The organism is Pararobbsia alpina, from assembly GCF_902859895.1.
Lineage (GTDB): Bacteria > Pseudomonadota > Gammaproteobacteria > Burkholderiales > Burkholderiaceae > Pararobbsia > Pararobbsia alpina.
The window spans coordinates 168943-181406 of the sequence record NZ_CADIKM010000004.1; the positions used below are offsets into that span (position 1 = coordinate 168943).

The window sequence follows — 12464 nt, forward strand, 5'->3', positions numbered from 1 at the left end:
CTCATGACGGCCAACGCGACCGTTACTCTGCTTCCCGATGCTGGTCCCCTCATTACGCTCGCCTACGCTGATGCACTCGATTTGCTCTTGAAATCTGGCTGGACAGTGGCGCTGGTCGACATGGTGCTGCACGAGGTCACCCGCAATGAAACACCGACTAGCGCACGTATTGGCGAATGGGTACGCGACAACCGTATCCCTGTTCTCGAAACGAACGTCTACCATCGATACACGCAGGTGCGGGCCGTCTCACCCTCGCGAAAGGCCAATCTTGGCGAACTCGCAATACAAGAAGAAATGAGCGGGTTCGGCCTTGCTGCCGAACAAACCGGCATCTTTCTGTTCGAGGACCACAAAATCGCTCGCGCGAGCTTTCTGTTACCGGATAACTGTCGCAAGGTCTCGACCCGCGCGTTCCTACTGTTTCTCGAACAGCAGGGCCTGATTGAATCGGCCACCGACGTCGAGCGCCGGGCGATTCTGGCCGGGAGGCAGTTCTCGCAGATTCGTTTTCCGCCGGAATAGCCCACAGTCGAAGAGGAGATCGAAGAACGACGACAAAAACTCCGTCGATGGCTTTGAAAGATGCAAGGACTGCACGTTTCGGGGCGCCCAGAGAAGCTCAAGGTTCATCTGTCAGCGTGAAAGTTTTGGGGCTGCTTCGGGTTTCCGGAATCGGGCCACGAACGGCCCTTCGCACTCGGTTTGCGAACGGCTGCTAATGAGCGAGGAATCGTCATTTGGCGAAGCGACGGCGACCGGGACGATTCGTCGGGCCCGCGGCATGAATGTTCACGCTGATGCCGTGGCCGAACCCCAGTTCGCAGGCGTTTCATACGGCTGGAAACTCGAGCCCGGCATTGAGGAATGAAAGTTTGGCGCGTAACGGATTCAGCTCGTCGCAACACCCAATGTGTAAGAAGCGATTTCATTCGCGTTATCGTGTTGAGGTTGCGCCATTCTTCAAATATGCGTTTGGGACGGAAGCTGATCTTTCACTTTCAGCCGACGGCGGAAGGGCTAGCACCTGCTGGATAATATTTAATTAAAGAACCCCGGGTATTCGGCTGTATCTTGTGGCTCCCGGTAAGAGGGCTCGCAAGTGCACCGATGGACGTAAGGGTGTTGCGGGTCGAGCTCCGGTTCGACACGAACGTCCACTGAGTGAGGGGACCGTCACTGCAACTATCCCATTCAAGAAAGGTTGGGGGACGCGCTTCTGCTCGAGTACACGGTTGTTCCTACCATCCTGCTTCGCGAGCAACACACGCTTCGCATGAACGACGGCGAGATGCTGGTGGCGATGAACCTGCTGTTGGCCTGGTGGGAAAAGAATCGCTTGCCTTACACCAAGCCGGCAACGATCGTGAGACGAATGGGCGTGACGGCCCGCACCGTTCAGCGACACATGAAAGGGCTTGAAGAGAAGAATTTATTGCTTAGAGATCATCGATCTAGAAGACAGCGAGAAGACCTGCGGTCATCGCGCGTCGTCAGGAGGTCAACCACGCCGATCATGCGGTCGCACCACGCCAGGAGCTGCTGCTGGAAGGGCAGCGCGCAAACGTCGAAATGCTGATGCTCGATTTCCAGGCGCTGGGCCGCGTCGAAAGTGAGGGGCAGATCATGAAAGTGCGTCTCGACAGCAGGCATGAGGAGGATTCGGTGGGTCAACCAGAAGGCGTTGTTGCGAAATACCTAGTTGGATAACGGCACATGACCCGTTTCGCTGAATACCACTCGCGCGGATAACGATGGGTTGCCGAGGACGAGCTAACAGCGCATTCAGATCGACTTGACCTCGCCCCCGTCCATCCTCAGCGTCGAGCCCGTCATCCAGTGCGCGGCGGGCGACACGAGGAAGGCCATCAGTTCGGCGATCTCCTCGGGCCGGCCGTAGCGTGCGATGCCGGCTTCGGCGGGAAACTTCGCCGTCGCCTCATCGACGCTCATGTCGTGCAGAGGCGCCCAATGTTCCAGATAGGATTGCCGATGCCCCGTCATCACCGGCCCGGGCAACACTGTTGACCTGCACGCCGTCGGCGATGCCGCGATCCGAAAACGCTTTCGCCAGCGCGACGATCGCCGCGTTGATCGTGCCGACCGCCGCATAGGGCGCCTTCGGGAACAAGGCCGAATTGCCCGACATCAGCACGACCGAACCCGACGCTTCCTTCAGCGACGGCCTGGCCGCGACGGTCAGACGTCGGGCGCCATGCAGCTTCAATGCGAGGCCGCCATCCCTTTGCTCATCTGTCATCTCGAACACGTCGATCTGCGGCACCGCCCCCGCGATGTTCAGCAGCGCGTCGAGATGCGGCCGAACGCAGCGAGCGTGCGGTCGACGAGCTGCTCACAAGCCATGCGTATCCGCCGTTGCAACACATACCGGACCCCTTGCCTGACAAATGCCGATTCAGGTTCCGCGCAGCGACCGGAAGCTCACCCGAACCTCTTCCGAGAAAGTTTGCGGCTGCTCCCAGGCTGCAAAGTGCCCCCCTTTGGGGAGACGGTTGTAATGAATCAGATTGGGATACGCTTTCTCTGCCCAACTCCGCGGGGCGGCGTAGAGCTCATCTGGAAAGACGCTGACGGCAACCGGGATGGTGACGTGCTTCGGCGCAAAAAAGTTGAGCTTGTTTTCCCAATACAGACGAGCCGACGAGACCCCCGTATTCGTCAGCCAATAGAGCGTGATGTTGTCGAGGATGTCGTCCCGCGTAAGGCCCTCGGACTGACCGGCAATCACGCGTGCCATGAGCGCCTCACTGCTGGCGTCGTGGTCGAGCATCCAGGCGGCGAGGCCGACAGGTGAATCTTCAATCGCGTACAGCGTTTGCGGGCGGTTCGCCATCTCCTGGGCGTAGCCAAGGCCGTGCTTGTAGAAAAATTCGAGTTGATCGTACGCGTGCCTCTCGTCGGCTGAGAGGCCCGCCGGCGCCGGCTCGCCGAGCTTGAGTGCCTCCGCAATGTTCTCCGGTACGGTGGCCGGCATGTTGGTGTGAATCCCGAGCAGTTCCGGCGGCGCCAGCAGGGCCATCTGCTCAGTGACAGCATTCCCCCAATCGCCGCCTTGCGCCACATATCGCGTGTATCTGAGGCGCTGCATCAGGACGACCCAAGCGCGTGCGATACGAGGAGGATCCCAGCCGGTCGTGGTCGGCTTGCCTGAAAACCCGTAGCCTGGGAGCGACGGAATCACGACGTCGAAAGCGTCCGACGCATTCCCGCCATGGGCCGTCGGATTGGTCAACGGATCGATGATCTTCAACTGCTCGATGATCGAGCCGGGCCACCCGTGCGTGACGATGATCGGCAACGCATTCTTCTGCTTCGAACGAACGTGGATGAAATGAATGTCGAGCCCATCGATCTCGATCACGAACTGCGGTAGTGCGATCAGTTTCGCCTCGCACTTGCGCCAGTCGTAATCTGTGCCCCAATATCGCGCGAGTCTCTGCATCGTCGCGAGCTGCACGCCTTGCGACGCATCCGCTACCGTTTCCCGCTCAGGCCACCTTGTCGCTTTGATGCGCCTTCGCAATTCGATAAGTTGCGATTCCGGCACATGCACACGAAGTGGACGAATAGCGGTCTTGTCACTGCCCATCGGTTGGGCAACGTCAGTGGCAGCTTGATTCGCTTCCGCAAAAGCGAGCCGACTCAATGCACCCGCTGCAACGCTCGCCGCTGCGACGCCAAAAAGACGACGGCGCGACGAGGTCTGGGGAAGGACATCATTTGTCATACAAGCTCCTATTGGCAATAAGCGTACATAGGGGAGCGATGAGTGCCGCAGCAATGCAAATTCCTGTGCAAACACTTGCATGATTGCCCACCTGAACCGTTCGTACATGCAGCAAGTAGGCGAAGCCATTGTGTGTAGGTAAGCACCTAGCGTAAACACAGTGCAACACTTTGTGTCAGTCACGAACAACTCCGCATCCGACGACGTGCACAGCTAGCCGCTCCTTGACCATGCGCATGCTGAGCGTTAAAACGGTACTACTACTAAAGCACATAGCCGATCACGTTGGGCGGGTATACGACGCTCGAGCAGCTTTAGATTTTTAATCTGGACTTCGCTAAAACCCCTTTGGCACTAATCGAGAGCGCGCGTCAGTCGGAACTTGCTAGAGCTGCCGCGCCTTTTCTGGCATTTCTTTCAAACTGATCTATAACAAATTCCGCAACGCCATCCAAATGTCATTGCGGACTCAACAGGTCGCTACGTGCAGACTTCTGTGCTGACTCTTGAGCACTTACCGGCCTGGGCTACGCGCCTGTCTATGTAGTTAGCGCCAAAGCACTCTCATTACTAAGGTCGGACACGGTCGCGGCAATCTCGAGTCGAATCGCCGACGGCATCTTCTCATTCTTAAAAAGACCACCGATTCCTGGGGCCCGTTCCCTTCCACCGACGTCGGAGGGGTCCTATGTTCGGCTAGCGAGAAGAGAATCCGCGAATCCCAAAATGGTCGTTCGGGTATTCGCTCACCAATGTGGGAGTCGAGATGAAAGTCCTATTGATGGCTATAGCTAGTGCACTCGTGATGTTGACGGCAGCCGGTACTGCGTATGCCGAGGATGCACAACAACTTCAGCCTTCCAAATTAGTCCAACACCAGGGATTGGTGCCGCCGACGGAGTCCATACTGGACACATCGGAGGGGGGCGTGCCGGGGCCTGGAACAAAAACGGGCGAGAGTGCGCAAAATGCGATCTCTTGTGCGGGGTCGCGCTGCGACACTAAATCCGGAAATTAAGCGGCGGTGTACCCGTGGCTTGTCGGCACGGCTGCATGCGGGACAATGCTGTTCCGACTGAATCAATATCATTGCCCGCTACGTCGGGCGGATGCTGGGCGGCGGCACTTGTCACGCTGCCGGGCTCCGCATTGGCGTAAAATGCCGGGTCCGACGTCGTTCTGGCGTCACCCTCCGAGCTTGCCCCATGACGACCATCGCCCCGACACAAGACATCATCGCCGAGCTCAAGGCGGGCCGCATGGTCGTGCTCGTCGATGAGGAAGACCGCGAGAACGAGGGTGACCTCGTTCTCGCCGCCGAATTCGTCACGCCCGAAGCCATCAACTTCATGGCGCGCTTCGGCCGCGGACTCATCTGCCTGACCCTCACCCAGGAACGCTGCCGCACCCTGAACCTGCCGCTCATGACGTACAAGAATGGTACGCAGTACGGCACGGCGTTCACAGTCAGCATCGAAGCGGCCGAGGGCGTCACGACCGGCATCTCGGCCGCGGACCGCGCCCGCACCGTGCAGATCGCCGTTGCGCCGCATGCGCGCGCCGAGGATATCGTCCAGCCCGGCCACGTGTTTCCGATCATGGCCCAGCCCGGCGGCGTGCTCGTGCGCGCCGGCCATACCGAGGCAGGCTGCGACCTGACCACGCTCGCGGGCCTCACGCCGGCCGCGGTGATCTGCGAGATCATCAACGACGACGGCACGATGGCCCGACTGCCCGATCTCACTGTCTTCGCCAAGGAACACGGCCTCAAGATCGGCACGATCGCCGACCTGATTCACTACCGGAGCCGGACCGAATCGATCATCGAACGCGTGGCCGAACGGACCATGCAGACGATCTACGGCCCGTTCCGCTCGATCATGTACCGCGACAAGCCGAGCGGCTCGCCGCATCTGGCGCTCGTGCGGGGCACGCCGTCGCCCGAAACGGATACGACGGTCCGCGTGCACGAGCCGCTGTCGCTGCTCGACCTGCTCGATACTTCATGCTCGACGCACTCGTGGTCGCTGCACGCGGCGCTGCGCGAGATCGCCGAACGCGACAAGGGCGTGGTCGTGCTGCTCAATTGCGGCGACTCGCATGAGCACCTGCTCGAAGTCTTCGAGGCACTCGACCGAACCGACAAGGCGCAGCAGATGAAACGCCGCCCCATCGACTTCAAGACTTTCGGGATCGGCGCCCAGATCCTGCGCGACCTCGGCGTCGGCCGCATGCAGGTCCTCTCGAACCCGCGCAAGATCAGCAGTATGTCGGGCTACGGCCTCGAAATCAGTGGCTTCGTGCCGATGCCCGGTGTCACACAGCCCACGCCTGTACCGACGGAGCTGCGCAGCACGGGCGCCTGAGAACCGCCCGACTGTCGCGACTCGACGCGTCACCCGCTACCCGAACGACACACCCGAACACGGAAACTGCAAATGGAAATCGGACAATACCAACCTAACCTCGACGGTGACGGCCTGCGCGTCGGCATCGTCCAGTCGCGCTTTAACGAACCGGTTTGCAACGGCTTGGTCGACGCCTGCGTCGAAGAACTCGAACGCCTCGGCGTGGTGGGTGAAGACGTCCTGCTCGTGACCGTGCCCGGCGCACTTGAAATTCCGCTCGCGCTGCAAAAACTCGCCGAGAGCGGCCAGTTCGACGGACTCATCGCGCTCGGCGCCGTGATCCGTGGTGAGACGTATCACTTCGAACTCGTATCGAACGAAAGCGGCGCGGGCATTTCGCGCGTCGCACTCGACTTCGGCCTGCCGGTCGCGAATGCCGTGCTGACGACGGAAACCGACGAGCAAGCTGTCGCACGTATGAACGAGAAAGGCCGCGACGCTGCCCGTGTCGTCGTCGAGATGGCGAACCTCGCCGCCGCACTCGACCAGCTCGCGCAGGACAGTGCCGAAGACGACGAAGGAGCCGCTGAATGAAGAGTGCTCGCCGCCGCTCGCGCGAATTCGCCACGCAGGGCTTGTATCAATGGTTGTTATCGGGCGCGAGCCACAGCGAAATCGAAGCGCAGCTGAGCAGCGCGGAGGGGTTCGACAAGGCCGACAAGCCGCTTTTCGACACCCTCGTTAAGGGTGTGATCCGCGACGCCGAGGCGCTCGGCACGCAGCTTCAGCCGCTGCTCGACCGGCCGATCGGCGAGCTGTCGCCCGTCGAGCGCTCGGTGCTGATGGTTGGCGCGTTCGAGCTGATCAATCAGGTGGACGTGCCCTATCGCGTCGTAATCAACGAAGCGGTCGAACTGACCAAGACCTTCGGCGGCTCGGACGGCTACAAGTACGTGAACGGCGTGCTCGACAAGCTCGCCGCACAGGTTCGCCCGAACGAAGCCAAGCCGCGCTCAAGGTCGTAATCCGATGGTGATGCCCGCACTCGCGGCACGGGTCGATGCGATCGAGCCGTTCTATGTGATGGAGTTGATGAAAGAGGCGCACGCGCTCGAACGTGCGGGCCGCGACATCATCCATATGTCGGTCGGACAGCCGGACTTCACCGCGCCGCCCTCGGTCGTCGAGGCGGCGGTCGCCGCGATGCAGTCGGGCCGCACGCAATACACCGCGGCACTCGGCATCGAACCGCTGCGCGCCGCAATCGCGCGTTTTTATCGGGACACCCAGCAGCTCGAGATCGACCCGTCGCGCGTGATCGTCACCGCCGGCGCCTCGGCTGCCCTGCTACTCGCGTGTACGGCGCTGGTCGACCGTGACGACGAAGTGCTGATGCCGGACCCCTGCTATCCCTGCAACCGGCACTTTGTCACGGCGGCCGACGGCCATCCCGTGATGATTCCGAGCGGCCCGGCCGAACGCTTCCAGCTGACCGCCGCACAAGTCGAGCAACATTGGGGACCGCATACGCGTGGCGTCCTGCTCGCTTCGCCGTCGAATCCGACCGGCACTTCAATCGAACCGGCCGAGCTTGCGCGGCTCGTCGACGTCGTGCGCCGACATGGTGGTTTCACCGTGGTCGACGAGATCTACCAGGGCCTCAGCTACGAGGCTCATCCGGTGTCGGCGCTGACGCTCGGCGAAGACATCGTCACGGTCAACAGCTTCTCGAAGTACTTCAACATGACCGGCTGGCGTCTCGGCTGGCTCGTCGTGCCACCGCAGTTCGTGCCGGTGTTCGAGAAGCTCGCGCAGAACTTGTTCATCTGCGCATCGGCGCTCGCGCAGTACGCGGCACTCGCCTGCTTCGAGCCCGCCACGCTCGCGATCTTCGAGACGCGCCGCCGCGAATTCCAGCGGCGTCGCGACTACATCGTGCCGGCCTTGCGTGAACTCGGATTTGGCGTGCCGGTGGTGCCGGACGGGGCCTTCTATGTCTACGCGGATTGCCGCGAGGTCCCGCACACGGCGCATGGCGACAGTGCCGCGCTGACGCGGGCGATCCTCCATGACGCGGGTGTCGGCCTGGTACCCGGGATGGACTTCGGCACGGCATCCCCGCAGTCTTACCTCCGGCTGTCGTACGCCACTGCCTACGAAAAAATCGAGGAAGCCGTTGCCCGGATCGGCAAACTCTTTGGCACTGCCTAGAGACGGGCGGAGATGCCGTAGAAACAAAAAAAGCTGAGTCCCGTGCAAGACAGGACCCAGCTGACTACAGCCTACTTGCCACCCCCTGACCTACTTTAGGGGGCAGTCACATCTGTTCTTTTTCTTATCCGGTGCGGCCAGCCGCCGTGCGGCGGGATCCCGCTTGACTCCGCGAAGTATTCCTCGGACGACCGGCCACACGAAGCTGAGCGGCTTGCGTCACCAGGTCGCGACGGCCAGATGCTCTGCCGCGGGGACGCTTGCACGCGGCGCCGATGTATCGTCTTTGCCTTCAGGCGATTCGAGCGCCTCATCGTCCGCCGACGCCTTAGCCACCGGGTGGGCCGGGACTTTCGCTGTCGTGATCGGCACGGCCTGCACCGGTGCCTGCGGAGCATTGAGCGGCACGTAGCGGCCGTGCGAGACGTCGCGCAGACGCATCCGTTCGGCAAGGACCTTCGCGCCATAGCCGCCGTCGCTGTTCGGCGTGGTCGAACCGACATAGAGCCGCAGCCCTGCGCTCAGCGAACCACCGCGCGCAATACAGTCCTTGAGCACGAGCGCGCCCACCTTGATGTTCGCGAGCGGCTGCAATGCCGCCGTGGGGCCGCCGAAGTAGTCGAACTTGTCCGAATGCACCTTCGACATGACCTGCATGAGCCCCTGGGCACCCACTCCGCTCTCCGCGTAGGGATTGAAGCCCGATTCGATCGCCATCACCGACAGCAGCAGCAGCGGATCGAGGCCGACCTCGCGGCCGGTGTCGAACGAGGCATGCACCAGGCGGGACATTGGCGTCTCCGCCACGCGGTAGCGGCGCGACAGGAAGGTCGCGACGCGGCTCTGCTCGTCGAGCGTGAGCACCACGCGGTCGTCGCGCGCATCGGCCACCACGCGCGAGTCGGGAATCATGTTTGCAAACGGCTCGATCGATGGCAGGCCGCGAGGATCGAGCGCATTGTCGCTCGTCAGCTGAAGCGGCATCGAATCCGTGTTCACAGCGGCCGGCTGCGCATAGGCGTAGGGAGCTGGCTGCGAATAGGCATAGGGTATCCGCGGCAGGCTCGAGGCTCGCGCATCGGTGCTCGGCACGAGCACCTGAATGGCCCCGCTGGACAGCAGCCGACCGACCGCCGGGCCGGTCTGTTCAGCCGCGGCGAGCAAAGGCATCAGCCGGGCTGCGGCGATCGCGCGCCACTGCGGCTGAAGCCAGAGCGTGACGGCGCCGACAAAGGCGACCACGCCCAGCGCGTTGAAAAAATAGTGGCTGAACCTCGTGCCACGCCGCACAGCGGCGCGGACAACCTGCAAACTTCGCGAATCGGCCAGCCAAGGTAAACGAGCAAACATGCTGCGAATCTCCCTGGTGCGCGGTGCGCTCCAGGAACCGGGGACAGGTTCCTCGAGCTACCAAGGCGCCGCCTGCAACCCCGGAGGGATCGAGGCGAGTCGCCGGGAATGAACGGCTTCGTTGCCGCTGTGGACCGCGCCCGGTTCAGAATCGGAACCGGTGGACGAGCCCACACAAAAAACCGACAACGTGCGGTAGGCCCGCGATGTCGGCTAGCCAAATCTTCGAGCCGGGCGGGGAGGCGGCCGACGCCGAAGCGTCTTGGACATTCAGTCCGAAATGGGAAACAGTTGATTAGAAAGCCCCGCGACTAGTGGGAGCGGATTCTAGCAGGCTTTAATGTGACGTCAACGCTATGCGAACCGTTTTTAATAACCAAAAGGCATATAGAAGCGAGTCGGTAGGTTTGGCTGCACGAAGGTCCTGCGGGGTCACGGTCTCCAAGTTAATGGGCACTTCGAACGGAATTGTTACTATCAGTAAATTTACGTGGGGTGCCGCACTCTTTACATATCGCCTTACGCGCGAGGCGGTTTTCTCTTACAAGCCTCCCTTGCACGCACGCTGTCCCTCCCAATCGGCAACGCCGCTAGTCAAAGCTTCGTCGAGCACGGACAATGCGGAAGACCTCCGCCGCGGGCTCCGGTGCGCGGCCGGTGGGCACGCTCCTGCCCGAGCTCCGCTTGCCCGCGCGCGCCTCGCGCGCGCTTCCCCAGACTCTCGAAATGAAATACAAAGACCTGCGCGACTTCACCAGCCAGCTCGAAACGATTGGCGAACTGCGGCGCGTGAGCGCACCGGTATCCCCCGTGCTCGAAATGACCGAAATCTGCGATCGCGTGCTACGCGCGGGCGGCCCCGCGCTGCTGTTCGAACAGCCCGCGGGCGCGAACATGCCGGTGCTCGGCAATCTGTTCGGCACACCGCGGCGCGTCGCGCTCGGCATGGGTGTCGATGCGAATGGTAACGACGGTGCGCTCACTTCACTGCGTGACATCGGGCGACTCCTCTCAGCCCTCAAGGAGCCTGAGCCACCCAAGGGGCTCAAGGACGCCGGCAAACTGCTCTCGCTTGCCAAAGCCGTCTGGGACATGTCGCCAAAAACCGTCTCGTCACCCCCTTGCCAGGAAATTGTCAGGGAAGGCAACGATGTCGATCTGCACCAGTTGCCGATACAGACGTGCTGGCCCGGCGATGCCGCGCCACTCCTTACCTGGGGCCTCACCATCACGCGCGGTCCGCACAAGCCGAGGCAAAACCTCGGCATCTATCGGCAACAACTGATCGGACGCAACAAACTGATCATGCGATGGCTTGCACACCGCGGCGGTGCACTCGATTTCCGCGAATTCGCCGCCCAACATCCGGGCCAGCCGTATCCCGTCGCCGTGGCGCTCGGCGCGGACCCCGCGACGATTCTCGGTGCGGTCACGCCGGTGCCCGATACCTTGTCCGAATACCAGTTCGCCGGGCTGTTGCGCGGCGGCAAGACCGAACTCGCCAAATGCCTGACGCCCGGGCTTGAAGCGCTGCGTGTCCCGGCCCGCGCCGAGATCGTGCTAGAGGGCTTCATTTATCCTCAGCAAGGTGTGCCACAGCCGGCGCCCCCGGGGGCTCCGCCGCGTCCGTCGAGCGGCCCCGCCCAAGACTATGAACATGCGCTCGAAGGTCCCTATGGCGACCACACGGGCTATTACAACGAGCAGGAATGGTTTCCTGTCTTCACCGTCGAGCGCATGACCCTGCGCCGCGACGCGATCTATCATTCGACCTATACCGGGAAACCGCCCGACGAACCCGCGGTGCTGGGCGTTGCGTTAAACGAAGTGTTCGTTCCGCTGTTACAAAAACAGTTTCCCGAGATCACCGATTTCTATCTGCCGCCCGAAGGATGCAGCTATCGGATGGCGATCGTGCAAATTCGCAAGAGCTATCCAGGGCATGCCAAGCGGGTGATGTTCGGTGTCTGGAGCTTCCTGCGGCAATTCATGTACACGAAGTTCATCGTGGTCGTCGACGAGGATGTCGACATCCGCGACTGGAAGGAAGTGATCTGGGCGATCACGACGCGAATCGATCCGGTCCGCGACACGCTGCTCGTCGAGCACACGCCGATCGACTATCTCGACTTCGCCTCGCCGGTCGCCGGCCTCGGCTCGAAAATGGGTCTCGACGCCACGAACAAGTGGCCCGGCGAAACCCAGCGCGAATGGGGACGCGCGATCTCCATGGATCCAGCCGTCAAGGCGCGCGTCGACGATCTCATGACGCGAATAGGGCTTTGAGGACGAAGCATACAGCGAGCGTCGATCGCCAGCACACCGCTCCAAATGGAAAAGGCGCCTCGTCAATCGACGAGGCGCCTTGTGTCTGGTGCTGCCTGGCCTATCCAGCCATCACTAACGACGATAGTAACCGGGGTGGCCGTAGTAACCACGACCGTGACCGTAGTAGCCACGACCGTAGTAGCGGGGTCCGTAATAGCCACCCTGGGGTCCATAGTAGACGGGCCCGCCATAGACAACCGGTCCCGGTCCATACACCGGCGGCGCGTAGACGACAGGCGGCGGGGCCACATAGACCGGCGCCACATACGGCGGTGGAGGCGCCACGAACGGAATGCCGATTCCGATGCCCACCGATACGTGAGCTTCGGCCACGCTTGCGGCGCCCATTGCAAGCCCCGCTGCGGCGATCAAAGGAATGATTTTTTTCACTGCGCTCTCCTGACGGCGTCGGCCCGAGTGGGCCCTCTGAATGTATTCAATTTAGCGAATACCGTCGTGACCCGCTGACGCGTTTTGTA

General features: G+C 61.7%; 12 protein-coding genes. 6 read left to right on the plus strand and 6 right to left on the minus strand.

Annotated features, from left to right (window positions below):
• The first annotated feature begins 3 nt into the window (after positions 1 to 3).
• Entirely contained in the window at positions 4 to 525 is a 522-nt protein-coding gene (locus HV670_RS06560) for a hypothetical protein (protein WP_175103913.1), read from the plus strand.
• A gap of 921 nt (positions 526 to 1446) precedes the next feature.
• On the opposite strand, the gene HV670_RS30530 is transcribed toward HV670_RS06560, so the two are convergent.
• The 4 genes from HV670_RS30530 to HV670_RS06580 form a co-directional block, all read right to left on the minus strand.
• Positions 1447 to 1653, minus strand: coding sequence for a hypothetical protein (locus HV670_RS30530; protein ID WP_217478373.1), 207 nt, complete (start codon positions 1651 to 1653; stop codon positions 1447 to 1449).
• 132 nt (positions 1654 to 1785) lie between these two features.
• Entirely contained in the window at positions 1786 to 1953 is a 168-nt protein-coding gene (locus HV670_RS31840) for an SDR family oxidoreductase (RefSeq protein ID WP_281362368.1), read from the minus strand.
• Entirely contained in the window at positions 1940 to 2284 is a 345-nt protein-coding gene (locus HV670_RS31845; RefSeq protein WP_281362369.1) for an SDR family oxidoreductase, read from the minus strand. The genes HV670_RS31840 and HV670_RS31845 overlap by 14 nt, the downstream gene beginning before the upstream one ends.
• 132 nt (positions 2285 to 2416) lie before the next feature.
• Complete coding sequence (locus HV670_RS06580; protein WP_175103919.1) at positions 2417 to 3748, minus strand: epoxide hydrolase family protein; 1332 nt, start codon at positions 3746 to 3748, stop codon at positions 2417 to 2419.
• A 1205-nt stretch (positions 3749 to 4953) separates the two neighbouring features.
• Between HV670_RS06580 and ribBA the strand changes: the two genes are divergently transcribed.
• The 4 genes from ribBA to HV670_RS06600 all read left to right on the plus strand — a co-directional run bounded on the left by ribBA (position 4954) and on the right by HV670_RS06600 (position 8307).
• A complete protein-coding gene (gene ribBA / locus HV670_RS06585) occupies positions 4954 to 6114 on the plus strand; it encodes a bifunctional 3,4-dihydroxy-2-butanone-4-phosphate synthase/GTP cyclohydrolase II (protein ID WP_175103921.1) in 1161 nt (386 codons plus the stop codon).
• 72 nt (positions 6115 to 6186) lie between these two features.
• Complete coding sequence (gene ribH / locus HV670_RS06590; protein WP_175103923.1) at positions 6187 to 6690, plus strand: 6,7-dimethyl-8-ribityllumazine synthase; 504 nt, start codon at positions 6187 to 6189, stop codon at positions 6688 to 6690.
• Complete coding sequence (gene nusB, locus HV670_RS06595; RefSeq protein WP_175103925.1) at positions 6687 to 7121, plus strand: transcription antitermination factor NusB; 435 nt, start codon at positions 6687 to 6689, stop codon at positions 7119 to 7121. The genes ribH and nusB overlap by 4 nt, the downstream gene beginning before the upstream one ends.
• 4 nt (positions 7122 to 7125) lie before the next feature.
• Positions 7126 to 8307 (plus strand): pyridoxal phosphate-dependent aminotransferase, encoded by a 1182-nt coding sequence (locus HV670_RS06600; protein WP_175103927.1) that lies wholly within the window; start codon positions 7126 to 7128, stop codon positions 8305 to 8307.
• A gap of 219 nt (positions 8308 to 8526) precedes the next feature.
• Here the strand turns inward: HV670_RS06600 and HV670_RS06605 are convergent, their stop codons facing one another.
• Positions 8527 to 9657: a transglycosylase SLT domain-containing protein gene (locus HV670_RS06605; RefSeq protein WP_175103929.1), complete on the minus strand. Its 1131-nt coding sequence runs from the start codon at positions 9655 to 9657 to the stop codon at positions 8527 to 8529.
• Positions 9658 to 10383: 726 nt separating this feature from the next.
• Here HV670_RS06605 and HV670_RS06610 point away from each other — a divergent pair.
• Positions 10384 to 11943 (plus strand): UbiD family decarboxylase, encoded by a 1560-nt coding sequence (locus HV670_RS06610; RefSeq protein ID WP_175104088.1) that lies wholly within the window; start codon positions 10384 to 10386, stop codon positions 11941 to 11943.
• A gap of 114 nt (positions 11944 to 12057) precedes the next feature.
• On the opposite strand, the gene HV670_RS06615 is transcribed toward HV670_RS06610, so the two are convergent.
• Entirely contained in the window at positions 12058 to 12375 is a 318-nt protein-coding gene (locus tag HV670_RS06615; protein WP_175103931.1) for a hypothetical protein, read from the minus strand.
• Positions 12376 to 12464: the final 89 nt, after the last annotated feature.

Excerpts from the sequence above, each read along its gene's own strand:
- HV670_RS06560 (WP_175103913.1), top strand. The coding sequence starts at position 4 with ATGACGGCCAACGCGACCGTTACTCTGCTTCCCGATGCTGGTCCCCTC.
- HV670_RS30530 (WP_217478373.1), bottom strand. The coding sequence starts at position 1,653 with ATGCCTGCTGTCGAGACGCACTTTCATGATCTGCCCCTCACTTTCGAC.
- HV670_RS31840 (WP_281362368.1), bottom strand. The coding sequence starts at position 1,953 with ATGAGCGTCGATGAGGCGACGGCGAAGTTTCCCGCCGAAGCCGGCATC.
- HV670_RS06580 (WP_175103919.1), bottom strand. The coding sequence starts at position 3,748 with ATGACAAATGATGTCCTTCCCCAGACCTCGTCGCGCCGTCGTCTTTTT.
- ribBA (WP_175103921.1), top strand. The coding sequence starts at position 4,954 with ATGACGACCATCGCCCCGACACAAGACATCATCGCCGAGCTCAAGGCG.
- ribH (WP_175103923.1), top strand. The coding sequence starts at position 6,187 with ATGGAAATCGGACAATACCAACCTAACCTCGACGGTGACGGCCTGCGC.
- nusB (WP_175103925.1), top strand. The coding sequence starts at position 6,687 with ATGAAGAGTGCTCGCCGCCGCTCGCGCGAATTCGCCACGCAGGGCTTG.
- HV670_RS06600 (WP_175103927.1), top strand. The coding sequence starts at position 7,126 with ATGGTGATGCCCGCACTCGCGGCACGGGTCGATGCGATCGAGCCGTTC.
- HV670_RS06605 (WP_175103929.1), bottom strand. The coding sequence starts at position 9,657 with ATGTTTGCTCGTTTACCTTGGCTGGCCGATTCGCGAAGTTTGCAGGTT.
- HV670_RS06610 (WP_175104088.1), top strand. The coding sequence starts at position 10,384 with ATGAAATACAAAGACCTGCGCGACTTCACCAGCCAGCTCGAAACGATT.